Consider the following 22,740-nt stretch of genomic DNA (forward strand, 5'->3'; position numbering starts at 1 on the left):
ATGAAGAACGTCCTGAAGTCCGTTTTCGAGAGCTTCCTGCGTAGCCGCCGCATGCTGCATCACTTCGAGCGCTGGCAAACCATGCTGGGCTCGAAGCCCGTCGGCGTAGCCTCCGCCGCCATGCCGCCCGACATTGCGAAGGCGCTGGCCGCCGCATCGCATGCCGATGCAAGCGAGTTGCTCGCAACGCTCGGCAGTTCGCCGCAAGGCCTGGGCGAAGACGAGGCGCAGGCGCTGCGCAAGCGCCTTGGCAGCAACGAGGTGCGCCACGAGCAGCCGCTGCCGTGGTGGACGCACCTGTGGCAGTGCTACCGCAATCCGTTCAACCTGCTGCTCACGGTGCTGGCACTCGTTTCCTACGTGACCGAGGACATGAAGGCCGCGCTCGTGATCGGCAGCATGGTGGGACTGTCGACGGTGCTGCGCTTTCTGCAGGAGTCGCGCTCCAACAAGGCCGCCGAGCGGTTGAAAGCAATGGTGAGCAACACCGCCACCGTGCTGCGGCCCGCAGCCGGCGCCGCAAGCGTGCCGCGCGTCGAAGTGCCGATGCGCGACCTTGTGCCAGGCGACGTGATCGCGCTTTCGGCCGGCGACATGATTCCCGCTGACTGCCGCCTGCTGGGCGCCAAGGACCTGTTCATCAGCCAGTCCGCCCTGACCGGCGAAGCCATGCCGGTCGAAAAATTTCCTGTCGACCGGGGCAGCCGCGAGGCCGGCGTGCTGGAGCGCGAGAACCTCCTGTTCATGGGCACCAGCGTGATCAGCGGCACCGCCACCGCGCTGATCGTGCACACCGGCAACCGCACCTTCTTTGGCGCGCTCGCGCAGCGCGTGGCCGCGGCCGACCAGGGCACGAGCGCGTTCCAGGCCGGCATCAACCGCGTGAGCTGGGTGCTGATCCGCTTCATGCTGGTGATGGCGCCGCTGGTGCTGGTGATCAACGGCGTGACCAAGGGCGATTGGTGGGAAGCGGCGCTGTTTGCGCTGTCGATCGCCGTCGGCCTCACGCCCGAGATGCTGCCGATGATCGTGACCGCCACGCTTGCCAAGGGCGCGGTGGTGATGTCGCGCCAGAAGGTGATCGTGAAGCGGCTCGAAGCCATTCACAACTTTGGCGCAATGGACGTGCTGTGCACTGACAAGACCGGTACGCTGACGCAGGACCGCATCGTGCTCGAGCGCCACACCAATGCGTGGGGCGAGGCGTCGAACCATGTGCTGCAGATGGCCTACCTGAACAGCTTTCACCAGACGGGCCTCAAGAACCTGCTCGACAAGGCCGTGCTGAACCACGCCGAGATGCAGCCCGAAACGCGCCTGCAGACGGCTTGGCGCAAGATCGACGAAGTGCCGTTCGACTTTTCGCGCCGCCGCATGTCGGTGGTGGTGGAGAACGGCGGCAGCGAGCACCTGCTGATCTGCAAGGGCGCGCTGGAAGAGATTCTTTCAGTGTGCACCGCGGTCGAGCGCGGCGCGGAAGTGCTGGCGCTCGATGGCGACTTGCTGGCGAGCATCCACCGCGTGGCATCGGAGCTGAACGCGCAGGGGCTGCGCGTGGTGGCCGTCGCCAGCCGTGCACTGAGAGCTAACGCCCGCAAGCCCGCCTACGGCGTGGCCGATGAATCCGGGCTAACACTGCTGGGGTACGTGGCGTTCCTGGATCCGCCAAAGGAATCGACCGCGCCGGCCTTGCGTGCATTGGCGGAGCATGGCGTGGCGGTGAAGGTGCTCACGGGCGACAACGAACTGGTCGCACGCAAGGTTTGCGGCGACGTGGGCATCGAAGCCGGCCACGTGGTGCTCGGCCGCGAGATCGAGGCGCTGGACGACGCGGGTTTGCGCACGCTGGTCGAGCAGCACCAGGTGTTTGCCAAGCTCACGCCGGCGCACAAGGAGCGCATCGTGCACGCGCTGCATGCCAACGGACACGTGGTCGGCTTCATGGGCGACGGCATCAACGATGCGCCGGCATTGCGTGCGGCGGACATCGGCATTTCGGTGGACGGCGCGGTGGACGTGGCCAAGGAGTCGGCGGACATCATCCTGCTGGAGAAGAGCCTGATGGTGCTGGAGCAGGGCGTGATCGAAGGGCGCCGCACGTTCGCCAACATGCTCAAGTACATCAAGCTCACGGCGAGCTCGAATTTCGGCAATGTGTTCTCGGTGCTGGTGGCGAGTGCGTTCCTGCCCTTTCTGCCGATGCTCCCTTTGCATCTGCTCGTGCAGAACCTGCTGTACGACGTGTCGCAAATCGCGATTCCGTTCGACAACGTCGACGCCGAGTTCCTGCGCAAGCCGCAGAGCTGGAACCCGGCCGACCTGGGTCGGTTCATGGTGTTCTTCGGGCCACTGAGTTCGGTGTTCGACATCCTGACCTATGCAGTGATGTGGTTCGCGTTCTCGGCCAACACGGTTGCGCACCAGACCATGTTCCAGTCCGGCTGGTTCGTCGAAGGCCTGCTGTCTCAAACCCTGATCGTGCACCTGATCCGCACGCGAAAGATCCCGTTCCTGCAAAGCCGTGCCGCCTGGCCGCTGCTGGCAATGGGCGGCGTCATTGCCGCAGTGGGCATCTGGCTGCCAATGGGACGGTTTGCGCACTACTTAAGGCTGCAGGCGCTTCCGCTGGCCTACTTTCCATGGCTGGCCGCGATGCTGGCCGGCTATGCAACGCTCACGCAGACGGTCAAGGGGTGGTATGCGCGGCGGTACGGGTGGCAGTGACGTTTTGTTTTTGGCTCTTTGTTCGGGGCGCTGCTGTTTGGGGCGCCGCTGTTCAGGGCGTGTGCAAAGGCCACCGGGTACTCCCCTCCGCGAATGTCCCCCGGGAGGAGGCCGCAGGCCGGGGGACATTCGCGGAGAAAGGTACCCCGTCGGCGGGAGCGCCGCCCTGAACGCGCCCCTACTCCGAAGAACCAAACAAGCTCAGGAACCCAGCCGCTTCAGCAACCCGGCCGTAGAAGCATCAAGCCCCATGATGTCGCCCGAAGCAAGGCGCGGCTCGATGTCCTTCGCGAGCACCTTGCCGAGCTCCACACCCCACTGGTCGAAGCTGTTGATGCCCCACAGCGCACCGCTGGTGAACACGCGGTGTTCGTACAGCGCAAGGAACGCACCCAGCGACTCGGGCGTGAGCTTCTCGAAAACAAAGAAGGTGCTCGGCCGGTTGCCCGGAAAGTTCTTGTGGCCACCGGCGTCGAGCTTTCCGACCATCAATGCCTGCGCCTGCGCGAGCGCATTGGCCAGCAACTTGGCGTGGTGGCCTTCGAGCGTGTGCGCTGCGTCGCGCACCGCCACGAACTCGAGTGGAATCACATCCGTGCCCTGGTGCAGCATCTGGAAGTAGGCATGCTGGCCATTGGTGCCGGGCTCGCCCCAGAGCACGGGCGAAGTGCCCAGTCCCGCGGGCAGCGGCTCGCCGCTTGCATCGACCTGCTTGCCGTTGCTTTCCATCTCGAGCTGCTGCAGGTAGGCCGGCAGGCGCTTCAACGCGCTGTGATACGGCGCGATGCCGCGGCTCGTGAACTTGTGGAAGTTGCGGTACCAGACGTCGATCAGGCCCAGGCGCACCGGCAGGTTCTTTTCGAGCGGTGCGGTGCGGAAGTGCTCGTCCATTGCATGCGCGCCCGCCAGCAGCCGGCGAAATCCGTCGGCGCCGATGGCCAATGCAATCGGCAGCCCGATGGCCGACCACAGCGAATAGCGGCCACCCACCCAGTCCCAGAAACCGAAGGTGGTGTCGATGCCGAATTGCTTCGCTGCCTCGACGTTGGTGGTGAGCGCCGCAAAGTGGCCGGCGATGTCCGTGCCGCCCGACTGCTCGTACCAGCGCTTGGCCGAGAGCGCGTTGGTCATCGTCTCGGTGGTGGTGAAGGTCTTGGACGCAATCAGGAACAGCGTGTGTTCGGGGGCCAGGTCGCGCAGCACGCCGTCGAGCTCATGGCCGTCGACGTTCGAAACGAAATGAAAGCGCTTGCCCGGCGCGGCGAATTCGGCCAGCGCGAGCACCGCCATCTGCGGGCCGAGGTCGGAGCCGCCGATGCCGATGTTGACCACGTCGGTGATCGTGTGGTCGCCGCGCACCTTCTCGGCATAGGCCAGCATCGCGTCGAGCGTGGCGTGCACTTCGCGCAGCTCGGCCGCAGTCTTGCCTGCGGCGGCATTGGCGGGTGCGCGCAGCAGCGTGTGCAGCACGGCGCGGTCTTCGGTGTTGTTGATGTGCTCGCCGGCAAACATCGCATCGCGATGCGCCTCGAGGCCGCATTCGCGGGCCAGCGCGAGCAGCATTTCCTCGGTGCGCGCGTCGATCAGGTTCTTCGACAGGTCGGCAAAGACGTAAGGCGCCTCCTGGCTGAAGCGCTCGAAGCGCCCCGCATCGTCGACGAAGGCGTGGCGCACGTCGAACTGGCGGCCCGCGGTCTCGAAGTAGCTCTGCAGTTGCGCCCAGGCGGGCGCGCGGTCGCAGCGAAGGGTCATGGCCATGTTTACTTGCCGCTTTCCTGCATGAGTTTTTCCAGCTTCACGGCGTCGGCCGCAAAGGCGCGGATGCCCTCGGCGAGCTTCTCGGTGGCCATGGCGTCTTCGTTCAGCGCAAAGCGGAAGCTCGGCTCGTCGTAGCTCAGCTTCTCTACGCTGGCCGTCGCGGCGGCCTTCTTGGCGTCCAGTGCGTGTGCTAGCGGCTCGTTGCTCGCGGCCAGCTCGGCCAGCAGCTCGGGGCTGATGGTCAGCAGGTCGCAGCCGGCCAGGGCCTGGATCTGCCCCACGTTGCGGAAGCTCGCGCCCATTACCTCGGTCTTGATGCCGTGCTGCTTGTAGTAGTTGTAGATTTCGCGCACCGACTTGACGCCCGGATCGTTCGCGCCAGCGCTCGCCGCCTCGTCCCACTTGGCGCCGGCCGACTTCTTGTACCAGTCGTAGATGCGGCCCACAAAGGGCGAAATGAGCTGCACGCCGGCCTCGGCGCAGGCCACCGCCTGCGCAAACGAGAACAGCAGCGTGAGGTTGGTTCGAATGCCCTTCTGCTCGAGCGCGCGCGCCGCCTGGATGCCCTCCCACGTGGAGGCCACCTTGATCAGCAGTCGCTTCTCGGTGTCGATGCCTTCGGCCTTGTAGAGCGCCACGATGCGCTCGCCGCGTGCAATGGTGGCGGCCGTGTCGAACGACAGGCGTGCGTCGACTTCGGTCGACACGCGACCTGGAATGATCGAGAGAATCTCGGCGCCGAAGCGCACCAGCAGCCGGTCGATCACTTCGTCCAGCGGCTTGCCCGCATGGCTCTTGACGGCTTCGTCGAGCAGCGGCCGGTACTCGGGCTTTTGCACTGCCTTGAGGATGAGCGACGGATTGGTGGTCGCGTCCTGCGGCTTGGAAATGCTGAGTTGCTTGAAGTCGCCGGTGTCGGCAACCACGGTGGTCCATTGACGGAGAGCATCGAGTTGATTCATGTCGAGGATTATCCTGTGCGGGTGATGACAAGTCCTGCACGCTATTGCGCTGGGGCCGATGTTTTCATGCGCACCGTAGCACGGCTTTTCGCTGCGCTGCATCGGCCTTCGGCCGACAGGGTTGTACGCCGGCTGCCCCGCCCTACATGGGCTGTGGTCCGCCGCTGACGGCAGCGCTTGCCTTCGCGGGCTAGGCTTTGGCTTCCCGCCTTGATGCTTTCGACTGACTACAGGAGTGCCCCCAATGTCCTTCCGCCACCGCACCGCAGCTTCCGCAGCGGCGAACCGCGCTCCTTTCGATGACCGCCGCACCAGCTCCGCCATTGGCACGCTGGCCACCGCCTTCGTGGTGGGCGGCGTGGCCACCTGGCTTGCGCTCGGCGCCGGACGTACCGCCCGTGCGCAAGTGCCCGGCCCGGCCGATGGGGCACCGCTCATGCGCGCGCCGCTGCAGGTGGTGGCGCCGGTGGACATTCAGCGCTATGCCGGGGTGTGGCACGAACAGGCACGGCTGCCGAACCGCTTCCAGAAGCAGTGCGCAGGCCCTGTGACCGCCGAATACACACCCCAGCCGGACGGCACGCTGCAGGTCATCAACCGCTGCGTTCGGCCTGACGGCAACTTCGACGAAGCAATAGGCACAGCGCGCGTGGTGCCGGTGGCAGGCCAGCCCGGCGCGGGCCGGCTCGAAGTGCGCTTTGCACCTTCCTGGCTGAGCTGGCTGCCGATGGTGTGGGGCGACTACTGGATCCTGAAGCTCGACCGCGACTACCAGGTGGCGCTGGTCGGTACACCCGACCGCCAGTACCTCTGGGTTCTGTCGCGCGCTCCCCGCCTGGAGGACGACGCGCTGCAGGCCGAGCTGGACTACGCCGCCAGCCTCGGGTTCGACACCGCCAAGGTGGTGCTTACCGGCCGATAGCCGATCCGGCCGGCAGGTGGCGCCCGAGCTGCGCCGCCAGTGCGGCGGGGTGGGTGCAGTGAATGGCGTGCCAGCCGAAGGCGCGCGCCGCTTCCACGTTGGCGGCTGAATCGTCGATGAAAACCGTCTGCTGCGGATCAAGCGCATGGCGCACCGCGAGCAGCTCGTAGATTTCGCGATTCGGCTTGATGAACTTCACGTCGCCAGAGAAAACCCCGCCGTCGAACCGCCGGATGAAGCCGTGGCGGCGCTCGATGGCACGCGCATAAGGCGCTGGCATGTTCGAGAGGTAGTAAAGGCGCAGCGCCTCACCGGCATCGCGGCGCGCAAACAGCCCTTCGAGCAGTTCGACCGTGACCGGAATCGGCTCCAGGCGCTCGCCCAGCGTGCCGAGCATCTCGTCGAGCCGCGCGGCGGGAAGCGACAGCCGCTGGGCCATGCGCGCAATGGCATCTTCGAGCGAGCGCGTGCCGCAGTCGAAACACAGCCAGTCGTCATGGTGGAAGAGCGCACGGCCCAGCGCCGCGGCGGCAAGCTCAGTGGGCGCGTGCTCGGGTAGATGGGCCTGCACCAGCCGGGTGGGCTCCCATGCCAGGAGCACGGCGCCAAGATCGAAAACCACGTTCATGGCGCCATTGTTTCATGCGCCGGGCACCACGCTCACGCCGTGCGCCGCCAGCGACAGCGTGGCCTGCGCGCCTGCGGCCAGGGGGCGCGAAAGATCGGTGGACACCACGAAGACGGGCCCCATCGGGGTGTCGAAGCCGTATTCGTAGAAGCTGCCAAGGTAGGCCGCCTTTCGCAATGTGGCAGGCAACCCCTGGGCCGCGCCGGCGGCGCCGATGTTCCAGGCCTCGGGCCGCACCGCCACCTTCACGGCGCCGGGAGCTACCGCATGGCGCGGCTGCAGGCGCAGCGGGCCGACGGTAACGCTGCCATCGGCCTGCGCCACGGCCGGAAAAACCATCGCCTCGCCCATGAACCCGGCGACAAACTCGCTCTCGGGACGGCCGTAGAGTTGCTCGGGGGTGCCGCGCTGGGCGATCACGCCGTGGTCCATCACGATGATCTGGTCGCTCACGGCCAGCGCCTCGCTCTGGTCGTGCGTCACATAGGCCACCGTGAGCTTGAGGCGCTGCTGCAGTGCGCGGATCTCTTCACGCATTTCGCGGCGCAGCCGGGCGTCCAGGTTGGACAACGGCTCATCGAACAGCAGTACGGCGGGCTCCAGCACCAGGGCGCGCGCCAGCGCCACGCGCTGCTGCTGGCCGCCTGAGAGTTCGCTGGGCAGCCGCTCGTCGAATCCGACCAGGCCCACGCCCTTGAGCGCATCGCGTGCGCGAACGGTGGCCTCGTCCTTCTTCACACCGCTCATGCGCAGGCCGTAGCCCACGTTCTCGATCACGTTCATGTGCGGAAACAGCGCGTAGCTCTGGAACATCATGCTCACGTTGCGTTCGCCCGGCCCCAGGGTCGTGACGTCGCGTCCGCCCATCAGGATGGAGCCCGAAGTCGGCGATTCGAGCCCCGCGATCATGCGCAGCGTGGTGGTCTTGCCGCACCCGGAAGGCCCGAGGATGGTGGTGAGTGTGCCGACCGGCACCTCGAAGCTGATGCCCTTGACCGCGAGCGGACCGCTCTTGTCGGTGCCGTAGCGCTTGGTGACGTTGCGAAATTCGATGCCGTTGCTCATGCGTTCTTCTCCCGGTCATTGCACCACGGGCGCAGCCACCACCGGCACGCCTGCCTTGCGGCGCCCCAGCTTGCGTTCCCCAACCACCCATTGCACCAGCGCAATCGCGAGCGACATCAGGATCATGAGCACCGTGCAGTAGGCCAGCGCAATGCCGTAGTCGCCGTTGCCCACGCGGCCGATGATGTAGGTGGTGGCGAGTTCGTTTTCGGCGGTGACCAGAAAGATCACCGCACTCACGGTCGTCATTGCGCGCACAAAGCTGTAGACCAGCGCGGCTACCAATGCCGGCTTCAGGAGCGGCAGCACCACCTTGAAAAGCGTCTGCGACGTGGAGGCCCGCAGCATCAGCGAGGCCTCGTCGAGCGAGCGGTCGAGCTGCTTGAAGGCTGCCGTGCCGGCCCGCACCCCCACCGGCAAATTGCGGAACATGAAGCACAGCACGATGATGAGCCCGGTGCCCGTCAACTCGAACGGCGGAACGTTGAAGGCCAGGATGTAGCTCACGCCGAGCACCGTACCCGGAATGGCAAAGGCCAGCAGCGCACCAAACTCGAACATGCCCTGCCCCTTGAACTCGTTGCGGGCCAGCAGCCATGCAATGAGCAGGCCGAGAGCCGCGGTGATGGGCGCAGATATTCCCGCGAGCTTGAGCGTGGTGATCAGCGAGTTCCATGCCGTGCCCGCCCACACCAGACCGAACTGCCCCCACTCCAGCGCGAACGCGCTCCTGAAGTGATTGAGCGTGAAGCTGTAATCACGGCCCCAGGTCTGCACAAAGCCGCCGGCAAAGGCGAACAGGTAGACCACGGCGGTGAAGGCGATCCACGGCAGCGCAATGCACTGGATGGTGCGGCGCACGCCGTCGGGCAGCGCCATGGCAATGCCCGCATCGCCCTTGCCGCTCACCGTGGTGTAGTTCTGCTTGCCGAGCACGCCGCGCTGCAGCGCGAACACGCCAAGCGCAAAAAGCGTGAGCACCCATGCCAGCGAAGCCGCCCGGCCTTGGTCATACTGCGCGCCGACAATGGCAAAGAAGATGTCTGTCGACAGCACCGAGAACTGCCCGCCGACCACCACCGGGTTGCCGAAGTCTGCAATGCTCTCGATGAAGCCGACCAGGAAGGCATTGGCCAGCCCGGGCTTCAACAGCGGGAGCGTGACGGTGAAGAAAGTGCGGCGCCGGTCGGCGCGCAGCATCTGCGCCGCTTCTTCGAGGCTGGGTGCAATGCCCTGCACCACGCCGCGCATGATCATGAAGGCGATGGGCGTAAAGGCGAAGAGCTGCGCCACCAGCACGCCCGGCATGCCGTAGAACCAGCGTGTCGGTTCGATGCCGAAGACGTTTTCGAGCAACTGGTTGACAATGCCCGCACGGCCGAACAGCAGGATGAGCCCCAGGCCCACAACAAAGGGGGGCGTGATGATCGGCAGCAGCGCCAGCACCCGCAGCGCACCCTGCCCGCGCTTGCTGCCGCGCTCGGCCATCAGCGCCATCAACGTGCCGAGAAAAGTGGTGCCGGCGGCCGTGAGCAAGGCCAGCACCAGCGTGTTCCATGCCACGCCGCAGCGCACGCCGCCCGCAATGCAGCCCAGTCCCCAGATACGTTCGGTGAACACGCGCGCGACGAACGCGGCGATCGACCACTGCCCCTCTTCATTGAAAAACGCCCCCGCCAGCGCCTTGCTGACCGGGTAGGCAATGAACAACGCCATCAGCACGCCGCAGCCGATGACCGCGGCGGCCACGAACAGGTCGCCCTTGAAGAGCCCCAGCCGCGCAATGCCGAACGCCGCGAGCAGCGTGAGCGCGGTGAGCGCCACGAAGCCGCCTGCGCCAATGCCGAACTGGTTGACGGCCAGTTCGCCGAACTGCGTGTTGAGGGCCGCAACGCTCCAGCCGCGCGCGCCAATCGTGAAGCCCGCAGCTGCAAGGCCGATGGCGCCCAGGGCGCCGCCCGCCAACAACCAGCGCCCTTGCGACCGGCCGGCCGGCAACCACGCGCCGATGGCGCACATGACCAGGCCCGCAAGGCCGACGAAGAGCCAGCTGCGGCCTTGCGTGGCCGCCTGCATCAGGCCGTTGGCGCCTTCGGCTTGCCCGAACACTTGGGGAACGGCCTCGTACCAGGTCGAATCCTGGATCGCATACCAGGGCAGCACGAGGTAGGCCGCAAAACCCAGTGCCACCCAGGCCCAGACCCAGCGCTGCGAGCGCCGGGCCGAAGCCGCGGCGGCCGGATTGACCGGCGCGGCGCCGGCAGCGACGGTGCCCACTTAGCGCGGCAGCGAGTTGACGTCTTTTTCCCAGCGCGCAATCAGGCGCCGGCGCTCGGCGCTGGCGCCGTACTTGGCGTAGTCGTAGTTGATGAACTTGATCTTCTTGAAGTCCGGAATGCGCGGATCGAGCTTGGCAGTGCTGTTGCTGGGCAGCTGGAACTGCTTGTTGGCGGCGCCGAGCTCCTGCGCGCCAGGCGTCAGCGCCCATTCGTAGAACTTCTTGGCGGCCTCGAGATTGCGGGCGCCCTTGATGATGCTCATGGAGCCGATTTCGGCGCCCGTGCCGTCGCTGGGGGTGATTGTCTCGACCGGAAAGCCCTGCATCTTCTCGCCCGGGCCGTCATGCACAAAGCTGATGGAAACCGCTGTTTCGCCGCGCGCCACCGCCTTGATGGGGCCAGTGCCCGAACGGGTGTACTGCCCCACGTTCTTGTGCAGCGCCTTCAGGTAGTCGAAGGCCTTGTCTTCGCCCATGAGCTGCACCAGCGTGGCAATCATGGTGTAGGCCGTGCCGCTCGAGGCCGGGTTGGCCACCTGGATATCGCCCTTGTATTCAGGCTTGAGCAGGTCGGCCCAGGTCTTGGGCACGGGCAGCTTCTTCTTGGCCAGCAGCTCGGGGTTGTAGCCGAAGCCCAGCGGGCCCGAATAGATGCCGACCGTCTTGTAGCCCGACTGCTTGGCCTGCTGCTGGGCCCAGGGGTGCAGCTGCGCCAGCGTGGGCGACTTGTATTCGAGCGTCAGGCCCTGTTCGGCCGCCTGCAGGTGCGGATCGCCGGTGCCGCCGAACCACACGTCGGTCTTGGGGTTGTCCTTCTCGGCAATGAGCTGGGCCAGCGCCTCGCCCGAACCCTTGAGCGACATGTTGATGCGGGTACCGGTGGTGCGCGCGTACACGGTGGCAATCACGTTGCACCATTCGGCCTGGACCGAGCAGATCACGTTGACCGTGCCCTGCGCCGACGCGACGGCCGACAAACCCACCAAGGCCGCTGCAGTAAAAAGCTTCTTCATGTGAAAACCCCGCCTCGAAAACAAAAATAGGCCTCCCGGCCGGGGTGGAGCGTAGCTTTCGTACAGGTTTCATGAATCGGTACAAGTACCATTCGGTTGAAACAAGCCCACTCGGCACCAAGACAAAAGGAAATTCGACACATGAGCTTCGATCTCGTTCTGTTCGGCGGTACTGGCGATCTTGCATGGCGCAAGCTGATGCCCGCGCTGTTCCAGGCCTTCAGGCACGGCAGCCTGCCGAAAGACGGACGCATCGTGGGTGTGGCGCGGGACGACCTCTCGGACGACCAGTACCGCGAACTGATCCAGTCGCGCTTCAATGCCGTCGAAGGTGCCAAGCGCCCTTCGGCCGAAGAATTCGAGAAGTTCGCCTCGCTGCTGCATTACCTGCGCATGGATTTGTCCAAGCCGGCCGACTACACACGGCTTGCCGACCTGCTGAAGCAGCGCAATGCCGACATCGTGGTGATGTACGTGGCCACGGCACCGGCGCTTTTTACCCAGGTGGTGGAGCAGATCGCCGCTGCGGGCCTGAACGGGCCGACGACGCGCATGGTGCTCGAAAAGCCGCTGGGGCACGACCTGGCGTCGAACCGCGCAATCAATGCCGCTGTGTGCAAGGTGCTCGAGGAAAAGCAGGTTTTCCGCATCGACCACTACCTGGGCAAGCCCTCGGTGCAGAACCTGTTCGCCATGCGATTCGGCAACGCGCTGTTCGAGCCGATCTGGCGCCGCGAGCACATCGCGAACATCCAGATCACGATTGCGGAAGACCTGGGCGTTGAAAAGCGAGGCGCCTTCTATGACCAGACCGGCGCTCTGCGCGACATGGTGCAGAACCATGCGCTGCAGCTGGTCTGTGCCATTGGCATGGAGCCGCCGATCAACTCGCATGCCGATGCCATTCGCGACGAAAAGCTCAAGGTGCTGCGAGCGCTCAAGCCCTGGACGCCAGAAACGCTCGGCCTGCATGCCATTCGCGGTCAGTACACGGCCGGCACGGCCTACGGTGAGCGCGTGCCGGGCTACAGGGACGAGCCCGGCGTCGACCCCGACAGCCGTACCGAGACCTTCGTGGCGCTGCGCACCGAAATTGCCAACTGGCGCTGGGCGGGCGTGCCGCTCTACATTCGCACCGGCAAGCGGCTGGCCTCGCGCGATGCGCGCATCGAGGTGAACTTCCGGCCGACGCCGCACGCGATTTATCGTGCGCCATCGGGCGCGGTCAACAAGCTGGTGATCAACCTGCAGCCGAAGGACGGCCTGGAGCTGCACATGCTTGCGCAGGCGCAGGACAACCGCCGCAGCAACGGCCACCAGAGCGCCGCGCAGCTGGCGCCGGTGCAGCTCGACCTGGACTTCGACAAGCGCTTTGGCGCCGAGCGCGTGGGTGCCTACGAACGGCTGCTGCTCGACGTGATCGACGGGCGCCTGAACCTGTTCGTGCGCAGCGACGAGCAGGAAGAAGCGTGGCGCTGGGTCGAGCCGCTGATCGACAGCTGGGCATCGGATGGCGGGCCGCGTCCTTACGCGGCCGGCACCTGGGGCCCGAGCGCCTCGAGCGCGATGATTGCGCGCGACGGATTCTCGTGGGGCGAGGAGCAGTAGACCGCGCGCTCAGCCGAACTGGATGCAGCGCATGCTCAGCGTGCCTGACTGAAAGCCTTCGTAGACCGTTTTCGCGCGCTCGCTCGAGTCTGCGGCGCCGAGAGCGTAGAGAAACGGAAAGTAGTGGTCCGGCGTTGCGACCGCGGTCGCGGCGCCCTCCAGCTTTTCGTAGGCGACCAGTGCTCGGTCGTCCCGGCCTGACAGAGCGGCCTTCACCGCATCGTCGAATCCTTGCGCCCACGGCCGGCTGGCCGCAGGCCCGTCGGGCGTGCCGCGATCGGTGGCCCGCAGGTTGTGCACCACGTTGCCGCTTCCCATCACCAGCACACCCTTGTCGCGCAGCGCCGCAAGATCGCGGCCGATGGCGTAGTGGAATGCCGCGGGCTTGTCGTAGTCGATGCTGAGCTGGAACACGGGAATGTCGGCCTTGGGGTACAGGTGCTTCAGCACCGTCCACGTTCCATGGTCCAGGCCCCACTGCTGTGTGCCCACCACCGGGGTTTGCTTGACTGCGCCGATGGCTTCGCGTGCGAGCATGGGATGGCCCGGCGCCGGGTAGTCGATGTCGAAAAGCGCCTGGGGAAAGCCGCCGAAATCGTGAATCGTCTTCGGCCGCTCCTGCATTCCGACGCCGGTGGCGCCGCGGCTCAGCCAATGGGCCGACACGCTCAGAATAGCTGAGGGCCGCGGAAGCTCCTTGCCCCATGCGGCCAGGCGGCGCGTAAAGGCGTTGTCCGCCAGCGCATTCATGGGCGAGCCGTGGCCGATGAAGATGACGGGCATGCGCCGCGCCGGGGCATCGGCGGCATGCGACAAAGAACAAAGGGATGCCAGCATTGCGGTTGCACCGAGCGCGGAGCCCATGAGAAAGCCGCGGCGGCCGAGCTCCGTTTGCATCGCTGGGCTGATTTCTTCGCTCGGGTGCTTCTTCATCGTCATGGCCGCACTCTGCGCCGGCTTGCCGGGCAGGTCAGTGCGTTTACGCACACCGCTGGCTAGATGCGGCCTTCCTCCGCCGCGTGGCACGCCACCTGCACACCCTTGATGCTCAAGAGCTTCGGCCGCTCCGCCGAGCACCGCGCATTCGCATGCGGGCAACGCGGGTGAAACGCGCAGCCCGTCGGCGGATTGAGCGGGTTCGGCACCTCGCCCCGAACCGGCGTGCGCGCGCGGCCGGTGTGCTTCATCTGCGGAATTGCGTCGAGCAGCATGCGCGTGTACGGGTGCTGCGGCTCGGCGAAGAGCTTCTGCTTGTCGGCCACCTCGACCAGCCGGCCCAGGTACATCACGCCGACCTGGTCGGCCACATGCCGCACCACCGCAAGGTTGTGCGAGATGAAGAGATAGGTGAGCCCCTGCTGGCGCTGCAGGTCTTTCATGATGTTGAGTACCTGCGCCTGCACGCTCACGTCGAGCGCCGAGGTGGGCTCGTCGCACACCAGGAACTCGGGCTGCGTGGCAAGCGCTCGCGCAATGGAAATGCGCTGGCGCTGGCCGCCCGAGAACTGGTGGGGGTACTTGCTCATGTCCAGCGGCGAGAGGCCGACGGACCTGAGCAGCTCGCCCACGCGCTCGCCCAACTCGGCCTTGCCGCTCAGGATGCCATGCTCGCGAAGCGGCTCGCCGATGATGTCTTCGACGATCCAGCGCGGGTTCAGGCTCGCGTACGGGTCCTGGAAGATCATCTGGATGCGGCGGCGCAGCTTGCGGCCTTCGGCCGTCTTGAATGCGGCGTGCGCATCCTGTCCGTCGAACTGCAGGCCACCTCGGGTCGGTGCATACAGGCCGACCAGCAGGCGCGCAACGGTGCTCTTGCCGCAGCCCGATTCGCCGACCAGCGCCAGCGTCTTGCCGCGTTCGATGGAAAAGCTCACGCCGTCGACGGCATGCAGCAGCACGCGCGGCTTGCGCTCGAGCACGCGGTTGAGCCAAGGCGGCGACACGTCGAAAGTACGGGCCAGATCGTGGGCGACGACCAGCGGCTCGCCGGCTTCCGTGCTGCGGGGTTCGAGTACTGCGCTCATCGGGTGACCTCTGCAATCGGTGCGGCCGCATCGGGAACGGCGCGCTCGCCGGCAAGCTGCGCATCGTGGTGCCGGGCCGCGAGTTCGGCCTGGCCCTTGTGCGGATCGGCGGCGTCGTGCAGCCAGCAGGCGGCGCGCGTGGCACCCGCATGCATGAGTTCGGGCCGCTCCGTCAGGCAGCGTGCAAAAGTGCGCGGGCAGCGCGGGTTGTAGGCACAGCCTTGCGGAATGGCGTTGAGCCGCGGCATGGCGCCGTCGATCTGGTTCAGGCGCTCGCGGTCGCTGGCCATGTCGGGAATCGACGCCATCAAGCCGGAGGTGTAGGGATGCGCCGGCTGGTGGATCACTTCGTGCACCGGGCCGATCTCGGCAACGCGGCCCGCGTACATCACGGCCACCCGGTCGCAGGTTTCGGCGATCACGCCCATGTCGTGCGTGATCAGCATCACGGCGGCACCGCGCTCCTTGCAGACGCGCTTGAGCAGCTGGATGATCTGCGCCTGGATGGAGACGTCGAGCGCGGTGGTCGGCTCGTCGGCCACGATGAGCTTGGGCTCGGCCGCGAGCGCCAGTGCAATGACCACGCGCTGGCGCATGCCGCCCGAAAACTGGTGCGGAAAATGGTCGATGCGCTGCTCGGCGGCCGGAATGCCGGTGTCCTGCAGCAGGCCGATGGCACGGCGCCGCGCTTCGGCTTCGGTCACCGGCAGGTGGGTGCGGATGGTCTCGACCAGCTGGCGGCCCACGGTGTAGAGCGGGTTGAGCGAAGTCAACGGGTCTTGGAAGATCGCGCCGATCTTGCGGCCACGAATGGGGCGCATCGCATCGAAACCCAGGTTGTCGATGCGCTGGCCTTCGAGCACGATTTCTCCGCTGGCCACGCGGCCCGGCGGCTCGAGCAGCCCGATGATGGCGGCGCCCGTGAGCGACTTGCCGGCACCCGACTCCCCCACCACACCCAGGATTTCACCGGGCGCAATGTCGAAAGAAATGCCGTCGAGCGCACGCAGCGTGCCGCGGCGATGCGGAAACTCGACGACGAGGTTTTTGACCTGGAGCAGCGTCATGGGGGCGTTGTCCTTTTTTCGTTGCTTCAGCGCAGGCGCGGGTTCAATGCGTCCCGCAGCCAGTCGCCGAGCAGGTTCACGCTGAGCGCAATCAGCACCAGCATCAAACCCGGAAACACGGTGATCCACCATTCACCCGAGAACAGGTACTGGTTGCCGATGCTGATCAGCGTTCCGAGCGAAGGAGATGTCGGCGGCACGCCCACGCCAAGGAACGACAGCGTCGCCTCGGTGATGATGGCGGTGGCCACCTGAATGGTTGCCAGCACCATCACCGGCCCCATCACGTTGGGCAGCACGTGGCGCAGCATGATGCGAAGCGGGGCCACGCCGGTCACGCGGGCAGCCTGCACGTATTCCTTGTTGCGCTCCACCAGCGTGGAGCCGCGCACGGTGCGCGCGTATTGCACCCAGCCGGTCAAGGAGATGGAGATGATGAGCACGCCGAAGGCCAGCGACTCATGGGCGCCCGGGAACAGAGCGCGGCCGACGCCCGCGATGAGGAGTGCCACCAGAATGGGCGGAAACGACAGCATCACGTCGCATACGCGCATCAGGAACGAATCGAGCCAGCCGCCGAGAAAGCCTGCGAGCAGGCCGAACACGACGCCGACGGTGATCGACAGCAACACGGAGACGACGCCCACGATCAACGAGATGCGCGCGCCGTAGATCACGGCCGAGAGAATGTCGCGGCCCTGGTCATCGGTGCCGAGCAGGTATTTGGACGAGCCTTCAGCGCTCCATGCAGGCGGCAGACGCGCATCGCCGAGTTCGAGCGTTGCAAGGTCGAACGGGTTGTGCGGGGAGACCCATCCGGCAAAGACCGCACAGAACACGCAGGCCAGCGCGATGAGTGCCGCACCGATTGCCACGGGTGAAGTGCGGAAGCTGTAGCCGACGTCGCTGTCGAGCCAGCGGGCAAGTGTTTTTTTCATCGTGAAGCAAAAGGAATGGGCCCGCAAGAAGCGGGCCCATGGTCAGGCCACCCGGTGGGCGGCCAGCGGAATCACGGCTTGATGCTCATCCACTTGAAGTACATGAAGTTGTCGGCCAGCTGCACCAGCTCGACCTTCTTGCTCACGCCCCACGCCAGCGACTGCTGGTGCAGCGGCAGGGTGCCGATGTCGTCCGCATGGATCTTGAAGGCTTCCTTGATCAGCTCGTTGCGCTTGGTCTTGTCGCTTTCGGACTGGATCTTCTTCGTCAGCTCGTCGAGCTTGGGGTTGCAGTAAGCACCCAGGTTGAACTGGCCCGTGCCCTTGTCGTCCGGGCAGGCGGTGAGCGAGCTCAGCGCGTTGTGCGAGTCGTAGGTGGTCGGGGTCCAGCCCAGCATGTAGAAGCTGGTGTCGCGGCGCAGGATCTTGGGGAAGTAGGTGCCCTTGGTCTCGGCAGCCAGGTTGATCTTGACGTTGATCTTCGCAAGGTTGGCAGCCACGCTCTGGCAGATCTGGCCGTCGTTCACGTAGCGGTCGTTCGGGCAGTTCATCGTCACTTCAAAGCCGTTCGGGTAGCCGGCTTCGATCATGAGCTTCTTGGCGGCTTCGACGTCGAAAGGCAGGCGCTTGTCCTGCTCGGCGGTCCAGCCGTTGATGCCGGGGCCCACCAGGAGGCCGGTCGGACGCGAGGCGCCGCGCATCACGGTGCGCTGGATGCCGGCGATGTCGATGGCCTGGTAGACAGCCTGCCGAACGCGCTTGTCCTTGAACGGGTTCTTGCCCTTGATGTTGGAATACAGCAGCTCGTCGCGCTTCTGGTCCATGCCCAGGAAGATGGTGCGCAGTTCAGGGCCGGTAATGACGCGTGCGTTCGGCGCCGCATTGATGCGCGCAATGTCTTGCACAGGCACCGGCTCCATCACGTCGACTTCGCCGGAGACCAGTGCGGCCACGCGGGTGGCGGGGTTGGCGATGGGCGTGAAGACGATTTCTTGCGCGTTGCCGTCGATCTTGCCCCAGTAAGTGCCGTTGCGCGAGAACACGGTGCGCACGTTGGGCTGGCGCTCGCGCACGCGGAACGGGCCGGTGCCGTTGGCCTTGAACGATGCGGTGTTCTCGATGCCCTTGCGGCGGTCGACAGGCTTGGTGGCCTGGTTTTCCTCGCACCACTTCTTGCTCATGATCATGGTGAGCGAGATCACGTCGGGCAGGATCGGGAACGGGCCGTTGGTTTCGATCTCGACGGCGAGGTCGCCCACCTTGCGCACGGCCTTGATGTCGCTCAGCGTGGCGCGAAGGTCGGAGCCGTCGCCCTGCGCACGCGCAAAGCTGAAAACCACGTCATCGGCGGTGAACGGCGTGCCGTCGTGGAACACCACGCCCTTGCGCAGTTCGAAGCGCCAGATGTTCGGCGAGGTCTGCTTCCAGCTGGTAGCGAGCAGCGGCGCCAGGCTCAGGTCCTTGTTGCGGCCCACCAGGGTTTCATAGACGTTGGCGGTCACGCTCAACTGCAGCGACTCGTTCAGCGAGTGCGGATCGAGCGACAGCGCGTCGCCCTGGTTGGCAATGCGGATGGTCTGCGCGCTCGCGACCAGGCTGATGGCGCCCAGGGCGCACAGAACGGTGGCCGCGGCCACTTTCTTCTTGAAACTCATTGGGAACACTCCTCGGGTTGGAATCGGAAATACATCAAGGCGCCGCGGTAGCGGCGTCTTTCACGGGCTGCCCGCTGCGGGTAGCAGCCAGCGGCATGCCCTGCTCGATCAGCCCCGCATGCAATGCGGCGCCGAGCGGCAGGATCTCGTCGTTGAAGTCGTAGCGGCTGTTGTGCAGGAAGGCGCCGTTCTTCACGTCCTGGCCAATGCGCAGGTAGGCGCCCGCCTTTTTCTGCAGCATGAAAGAGAAGTCTTCGGCGCCCATGCTGGGCTCCATGCTGCGGTCGACATTGGAGGCACCCACCAGCGATTCGGCCACGTCGGCCGCGAACATCGCCTCGGGGGCGGTGTTGATGGTGGCCGGATAGATGCGCTCGTACTTGATGGTGGCGGTTGCGCCAAAGCCCGCGGCAACGGCCGTGCAGAGCTCGGTCAGCCTCTGCTCGACCTGCGCCTGCACGCGCGCGCTGAAGGTGCGCACGGTGCCGACGAGCGTGGCCTCGCCCGGAATGACGCTCATCGCGCCCAGGTCGCCTGCCTGCACGGCGCAGATGCTGACGACCGCCGCGTCGATGGGACGCACGCTGCGCGAGACAATGGTTTGCGCGGCAGTGATGATGTGCGCGGCAACCACCACCGGATCGATGGTCTGGTACGCATGGGCACCATGACCGCCCTTGCCCTTGATCTCGATGGTGATGCGGTCGGCCGCAGCCATCATGGCGCCGCGGTTGATGCCTACCGTGCCGGCCGGCATGCCGGGCCAGTTGTGCATTGCATAGACCGACTGCACCGGAAAGCGGTCGAACAGGCCGTCTTCGATCATCACGCGCGCGCCGGCAAAGCCTTCTTCGCCCGGCTGGAAGATCAGCACCGCCGTGCCGTCGAAGTTGCGGGTTTCGGCCAGGTAGCGCGCGGCCCCGACCAGCATGGCGGTGTGCCCGTCGTGCCCGCAACCGTGCATCAGGCCGTCGTTGGCCGAGCGCCAGCCGAAGTCGTTGTCTTCGCGCATGGGCAGTGCATCCATGTCGGCGCGCAGGCCGATCATTCGTCCGCTTGCAGTGGACTTTCCACGGATGACGCCCACCACGCCGGTCTTGCCGATGCGGTCGTGAATTTCGTCCACCCCGCAGGCACGCAGTGCTTCGCGCACGCGGCCGGCCGTGTAGACCTCTTCGAAGCCGAGTTCAGGATGCGCATGAAGGTCGCGGCGAAAGGCCGTGATCTCCGGATAAAAACTCGCGATGTGAGCAAATGCCCTTCCCGAAGCTTGCAGCCGGGGTGCTGCGACAGCCGTCATCTCAATGTCCTCCCGCCTTGCCAACGCGCAGCCTTGGATCGACCACGAAGTACAACAGATCGACCACCAGGTTGATCACCACGAAGATCAGCGCAATGAGGCACAGGTAGGCCGCCATCACCGGGACGTCGGCGAAAGTCACGGCCTGGATGAACAGCAGGCCCATGCCGGGCCACTGGAATACCGACTCGGTGATGATGGCAAAAGCGATCAGGCCGCCGAGCTGCAGGCCGGTGATGGTCATGACCGGCACCAGCGTGTTCTTGAGCGCGTGGTCGAAGTGGATGGCCCGGTTCGTCAACCCGCGGGCCCGTGCAAACTTGATGTAGTCGGCGCGCAGGACCTCGAGCATTTCCGCGCGGACCAGCCGCATGATCAAGGTGAGCTGGAATATCGCGAGCGTTACTGCGGGCAAGACGATGTGATGCCAGCCGTCGGCGCGCAGGAGGCCGGTGCTCCACCAGCCAAACTGCACGGTTTCACCACGTCCGAAGCTCGGAAACCAACCCAGTGTGACGGCAAAGACGAGGATCAGCAGGATTCCGATCAGGAAGGTGGGAAGCGACACGCCGAGCAGCGATACGGTCATGAAGACCTGGCTCAGAAAGGTGCCGCGGCGCAACGCCGTGTAGACGCCCATCGGAATGCCGATGAACAACGCTAGCACCGCGGCGACGAGCGCAAGCTCGAGCGTCGCAGGGAAGCGCTCGCCAATGAGGCGCGACACTTTTGCGCCTTGGCGCAGGCTGAGGCCGAACTCGCCTTGCGCTGCATTGACGAGAAAGTGCCAGAACTGCACGAAGAAGGGTTGGTCGAGCCCCAATGCGGCGCGCATTTCGCGAATCTGCTCGGGCTTGGCGTCCTGGCCCAACAGAAAGACGACCGGGTCGCCCACATATTGAAAGAGAAGGAAGGCAATGAACGCAACCGCGATCATGACGATCACGGCCTGGATCAGGCGGCGCAGGACGAAGGCAATCATTCAGCAAACAGAGTGAGCAGGCATGCTAGCAGTGCAAGGTGCGTGCCCGCACGGTGATTCCCCGGGGGTGCACGCCGATGGTGCGTTTACCCGAGGCACGCACCGGCAAAACCCCAATAAAAAAAGCCACTCGACTTTCGTCGAGTGGCTTTTGTCTTTCGATTCAAAGCTGGCCTAAGCCAGCCTCAAATTAGAAAGCGTGACGGATACCGAAGTCGTAGCCGGTGGAGTTCTTCGGGGTGAAGGCACCGGTCACGAAGGCAGGACCGCCAACCGTCAGAGCCGAGCCGTTCTTGTTGCTCACGCGAGCAACGGTAGCGTACAGAGCCGTGCGCTTCGACAGGTTGTGCACGTAGCCCAGAGCCAGCTTGCTAGCCTTCGGGTCAGCCGTTGCGGGTTCGAACGGCAGTTGGACTTCGTTGAAGTCGTACTTGACGCGCGAGTACGAAGCGCGGATCAGGCCAGCGCCAACCGGCACGGTCACGCCGAGCAGGTAGCCGGTCAGGTCAACGTCAGGACGGCCGCCGGTGAACAGGGGGGTGACTTCGTAGTCAACCTTGTTCTTGGCGCGCGACACTTCACCGAAGAGCTTCACGGGACCGAAGTCATACGAAGCGCCGAGGTTCAGCGTGTTGACCTTGGTGGTCGTGCCAACATAGAACTGGTCACCGATCGTGCTGCTGCCGTAAGCAACTGCGACGTCCAGCGGGCCATTGGCGTAGCCGAAACGGCCACCAACGTAACGACCAGCGCGCGAGTTGTTCGCAACGTTAGGCGTGAACGTGCCGTTGTCGTACTTGGTCTTCTCGCTGAAGCCGTACTGGACTTGGCCGTAGAAACCACCCAGGTTCGGCGGCAGGAAGTAGCCGATGGTGTTGCTGGCGCGAACGTAGTTGCTGTTGCCAACGTTCGTGAACGGAGCCGTCGAAGCTGCCGGGGTCAGGAAGCTGCCGAAAGCGTCGTTTGCGGTGTTGATCAGGTTCGAGCCAACGCCGTTGGTGCCGAACGGATCGAACACGCCAACGCCGTTGGTGCCGAACGGATCGAACACGGTGTCGTTCCAGAACGTGGGGGTGTAGTCACGGCCGAGGCGGACTTCACCGAAACCACCCGACAGGCTCACGGCCGAGGCGGACTTCACCGAAACCACCCGACAGGCTCACGGTCGAGCGACGAGCGAACGTCGCAATACCTTGCTGGCCGTCGTCGTTGGAGATCGGGGCTTCGAGCCAGAAGCTGGCTGCCAGGCCACCACCGAGGTCTTCCGTACCACGGAAGCCCAGACGGCTGGAGTTGTAGCCCGACCACGGAAGCCCAGACGGCTGGAGTTGTAGCCCGAGTTAGCCAGTACGCGACGGCTGACCTTGACGCTGCCTTGGTTCAGGTAGACGGGAATGCCGAAAGCATTGGGGAAAACCGTCGGGTTCAAGTCACGCGAGGTGGACGAGTAGCCGCTGATCGACGCGTCGACCACACCGAAAAACCGTCGGGTTCAAGTCACGCGAGGTGGACGAGTAGCCGCTGATCGACGCGTCGACCACACCGAACAGCGTGACGGACGACAGCGTGACGGACGACTGAGCCGAGGCAACACCGGCAACAGCCAGGGCAGCCAGAGCAACTAGAGATTTTTTCATTGCAAGTTTCTCCAAGGTTAAACATAGGGCTCCGGTGCGAAGGGCTCACCGTGACTGGCACTTTGTGCTCCCACCGGACCCCGGGCCAACCTCCTTTTGGGAAGTTGATGCTATTGCACCAGAGCCGCTGCGGCAGGGCAAAACAATTCGCCCGAAAACTCCGGTGGCCCATCCGTTTC

At 65.2% G+C, this 22,740-nt stretch carries 19 protein-coding genes; 3 read left to right on the forward strand and 16 right to left on the reverse strand.

Going from position 1 to position 22,740, the window contains the following annotated elements:
* On the forward strand, positions 1-2,724 hold the full coding sequence (gene mgtA, locus QHG62_RS19545) for a magnesium-translocating P-type ATPase (RefSeq protein WP_281147333.1): 2,724 nt from the start codon (positions 1-3) through the stop codon (positions 2,722-2,724).
* Between the two features lie 201 nt (positions 2,725-2,925).
* On the opposite strand, the gene pgi is transcribed toward mgtA, so the two are convergent.
* Both pgi and tal read right to left on the reverse strand, forming a co-directional pair.
* Positions 2,926-4,482, reverse strand: coding sequence for a glucose-6-phosphate isomerase (gene pgi, locus QHG62_RS19550; protein WP_281147335.1), 1,557 nt, complete (start codon positions 4,480-4,482; stop codon positions 2,926-2,928).
* A 2-nt stretch (positions 4,483-4,484) separates the two neighbouring features.
* Positions 4,485-5,444, reverse strand: coding sequence for a transaldolase (gene tal / locus QHG62_RS19555; RefSeq protein ID WP_281147336.1), 960 nt, complete (start codon positions 5,442-5,444; stop codon positions 4,485-4,487).
* A 244-nt stretch (positions 5,445-5,688) separates the two neighbouring features.
* Here tal and QHG62_RS19560 point away from each other — a divergent pair, with 244 nt between their 5' ends.
* On the forward strand, positions 5,689-6,366 hold the full coding sequence (locus QHG62_RS19560; RefSeq protein ID WP_281147338.1) for a lipocalin family protein: 678 nt from the start codon (positions 5,689-5,691) through the stop codon (positions 6,364-6,366).
* Here the strand turns inward: QHG62_RS19560 and QHG62_RS19565 are convergent.
* From QHG62_RS19565 to QHG62_RS19580, 4 genes are read right to left on the reverse strand one after another with little or no spacing between them, the layout of a single operon-like run.
* Positions 6,353-6,994, reverse strand: a complete 642-nt coding sequence (locus tag QHG62_RS19565) for an HAD family hydrolase (RefSeq protein ID WP_281147339.1) — start codon at positions 6,992-6,994, stop codon at positions 6,353-6,355. The two genes, QHG62_RS19560 and QHG62_RS19565, sit on opposite strands and share 14 nt — an antisense overlap.
* A gap of 12 nt (positions 6,995-7,006) precedes the next feature.
* Positions 7,007-8,059 carry an ABC transporter ATP-binding protein gene (locus tag QHG62_RS19570; RefSeq protein WP_281147341.1) on the reverse strand — a complete coding sequence of 351 codons (1,053 nt, stop codon included), beginning with the start codon at positions 8,057-8,059 and terminating at the stop codon, positions 7,007-7,009.
* A 15-nt stretch (positions 8,060-8,074) separates the two neighbouring features.
* Positions 8,075-10,336 (reverse strand): ABC transporter permease, encoded by a 2,262-nt coding sequence (locus QHG62_RS19575; RefSeq protein ID WP_281147342.1) that lies wholly within the window; start codon positions 10,334-10,336, stop codon positions 8,075-8,077.
* Entirely contained in the window at positions 10,337-11,350 is a 1,014-nt protein-coding gene (locus QHG62_RS19580) for an ABC transporter substrate-binding protein (protein ID WP_281147344.1), read from the reverse strand.
* 141 nt (positions 11,351-11,491) lie between these two features.
* On the opposite strand from QHG62_RS19580, the gene zwf reads away from it, so the two are divergent.
* A complete protein-coding gene (zwf, locus tag QHG62_RS19585) occupies positions 11,492-12,958 on the forward strand; it encodes a glucose-6-phosphate dehydrogenase (protein ID WP_281147346.1) in 1,467 nt (488 codons plus the stop codon).
* A gap of 9 nt (positions 12,959-12,967) precedes the next feature.
* Here zwf and ygiD read toward each other — a convergent pair whose 3' ends face one another.
* From ygiD to QHG62_RS27825, 10 genes are all read right to left on the reverse strand, one after another.
* Positions 12,968-13,897 carry a 4,5-DOPA dioxygenase extradiol gene (ygiD, locus tag QHG62_RS19590; RefSeq protein ID WP_281151715.1) on the reverse strand — a complete coding sequence of 310 codons (930 nt, stop codon included), beginning with the start codon at positions 13,895-13,897 and terminating at the stop codon, positions 12,968-12,970.
* Positions 13,898-13,953: 56 nt separating this feature from the next.
* On the reverse strand, positions 13,954-14,982 hold the full coding sequence (locus tag QHG62_RS19595; protein ID WP_281147348.1) for an ABC transporter ATP-binding protein: 1,029 nt from the start codon (positions 14,980-14,982) through the stop codon (positions 13,954-13,956).
* Positions 14,979-16,049: an ABC transporter ATP-binding protein gene (locus QHG62_RS19600; protein ID WP_281147350.1), complete on the reverse strand. Its 1,071-nt coding sequence runs from the start codon at positions 16,047-16,049 to the stop codon at positions 14,979-14,981. Before QHG62_RS19600 ends, QHG62_RS19595 begins: the two co-directional genes overlap by 4 nt.
* A gap of 26 nt (positions 16,050-16,075) precedes the next feature.
* On the reverse strand, positions 16,076-16,987 hold the full coding sequence (locus tag QHG62_RS19605) for an ABC transporter permease (protein WP_258504323.1): 912 nt from the start codon (positions 16,985-16,987) through the stop codon (positions 16,076-16,078).
* Positions 16,988-17,058: 71 nt separating this feature from the next.
* Positions 17,059-18,642, reverse strand: a complete 1,584-nt coding sequence (locus tag QHG62_RS19610; protein WP_281147354.1) for an ABC transporter substrate-binding protein — start codon at positions 18,640-18,642, stop codon at positions 17,059-17,061.
* A gap of 34 nt (positions 18,643-18,676) precedes the next feature.
* A complete protein-coding gene (locus QHG62_RS19615) occupies positions 18,677-19,942 on the reverse strand; it encodes a M20 aminoacylase family protein (RefSeq protein ID WP_281147355.1) in 1,266 nt (421 codons plus the stop codon).
* Position 19,943: 1 nt separating this feature from the next.
* The gene (locus QHG62_RS19620) at positions 19,944-20,924 is read right to left on the reverse strand and encodes an ABC transporter permease (RefSeq protein WP_281147357.1); all 981 of its coding nucleotides are present in this window, start codon (positions 20,922-20,924) and stop codon (positions 19,944-19,946) included.
* A 190-nt stretch (positions 20,925-21,114) separates the two neighbouring features.
* Positions 21,115-22,065 (reverse strand): porin, encoded by a 951-nt coding sequence (locus QHG62_RS19625; RefSeq protein WP_432445545.1) that lies wholly within the window; start codon positions 22,063-22,065, stop codon positions 21,115-21,117.
* A complete protein-coding gene (locus tag QHG62_RS27820) occupies positions 22,022-22,207 on the reverse strand; it encodes a porin (protein ID WP_432445624.1) in 186 nt (61 codons plus the stop codon). The genes QHG62_RS19625 and QHG62_RS27820 overlap by 44 nt, the downstream gene beginning before the upstream one ends.
* A gap of 147 nt (positions 22,208-22,354) precedes the next feature.
* A complete protein-coding gene (locus QHG62_RS27825) occupies positions 22,355-22,561 on the reverse strand; it encodes a porin (RefSeq protein ID WP_281147359.1) in 207 nt (68 codons plus the stop codon).
* Between the last annotated feature and the right edge of the window lie 179 nt (positions 22,562-22,740).

Source organism: Variovorax paradoxus, from assembly GCF_029919115.1.
GTDB lineage: Bacteria > Pseudomonadota > Gammaproteobacteria > Burkholderiales > Burkholderiaceae_C > Variovorax > Variovorax paradoxus_O.

Coding starts and splice junctions, on each gene's coding strand:
- QHG62_RS19580 (WP_281147344.1), bottom strand. CDS start 11,350: ATGAAGAAGCTTTTTACTGCAGCGGCCTTGGTGGGTTTGTCGGCCGTC.
- QHG62_RS19565 (WP_281147339.1), bottom strand. CDS start 6,994: ATGAACGTGGTTTTCGATCTTGGCGCCGTGCTCCTGGCATGGGAGCCC.
- ygiD (WP_281151715.1), bottom strand. CDS start 13,897: ATGACGATGAAGAAGCACCCGAGCGAAGAAATCAGCCCAGCGATGCAA.
- QHG62_RS19620 (WP_281147357.1), bottom strand. CDS start 20,924: ATGATTGCCTTCGTCCTGCGCCGCCTGATCCAGGCCGTGATCGTCATG.
- QHG62_RS19595 (WP_281147348.1), bottom strand. CDS start 14,982: ATGAGCGCAGTACTCGAACCCCGCAGCACGGAAGCCGGCGAGCCGCTG.
- pgi (WP_281147335.1), bottom strand. CDS start 4,482: ATGGCCATGACCCTTCGCTGCGACCGCGCGCCCGCCTGGGCGCAACTG.
- tal (WP_281147336.1), bottom strand. CDS start 5,444: ATGAATCAACTCGATGCTCTCCGTCAATGGACCACCGTGGTTGCCGAC.
- QHG62_RS19615 (WP_281147355.1), bottom strand. CDS start 19,942: ATGACGGCTGTCGCAGCACCCCGGCTGCAAGCTTCGGGAAGGGCATTT.
- QHG62_RS19560 (WP_281147338.1), top strand. CDS start 5,689: ATGTCCTTCCGCCACCGCACCGCAGCTTCCGCAGCGGCGAACCGCGCT.
- mgtA (WP_281147333.1), top strand. CDS start 1: ATGAAGAACGTCCTGAAGTCCGTTTTCGAGAGCTTCCTGCGTAGCCGC.
- QHG62_RS19600 (WP_281147350.1), bottom strand. CDS start 16,049: ATGACGCTGCTCCAGGTCAAAAACCTCGTCGTCGAGTTTCCGCATCGC.
- QHG62_RS19610 (WP_281147354.1), bottom strand. CDS start 18,642: ATGAGTTTCAAGAAGAAAGTGGCCGCGGCCACCGTTCTGTGCGCCCTG.
- QHG62_RS27825 (WP_281147359.1), bottom strand. CDS start 22,561: ATGAAAAAATCTCTAGTTGCTCTGGCTGCCCTGGCTGTTGCCGGTGTT.
- QHG62_RS19570 (WP_281147341.1), bottom strand. CDS start 8,059: ATGAGCAACGGCATCGAATTTCGCAACGTCACCAAGCGCTACGGCACC.
- QHG62_RS19605 (WP_258504323.1), bottom strand. CDS start 16,987: ATGAAAAAAACACTTGCCCGCTGGCTCGACAGCGACGTCGGCTACAGC.
- zwf (WP_281147346.1), top strand. CDS start 11,492: ATGAGCTTCGATCTCGTTCTGTTCGGCGGTACTGGCGATCTTGCATGG.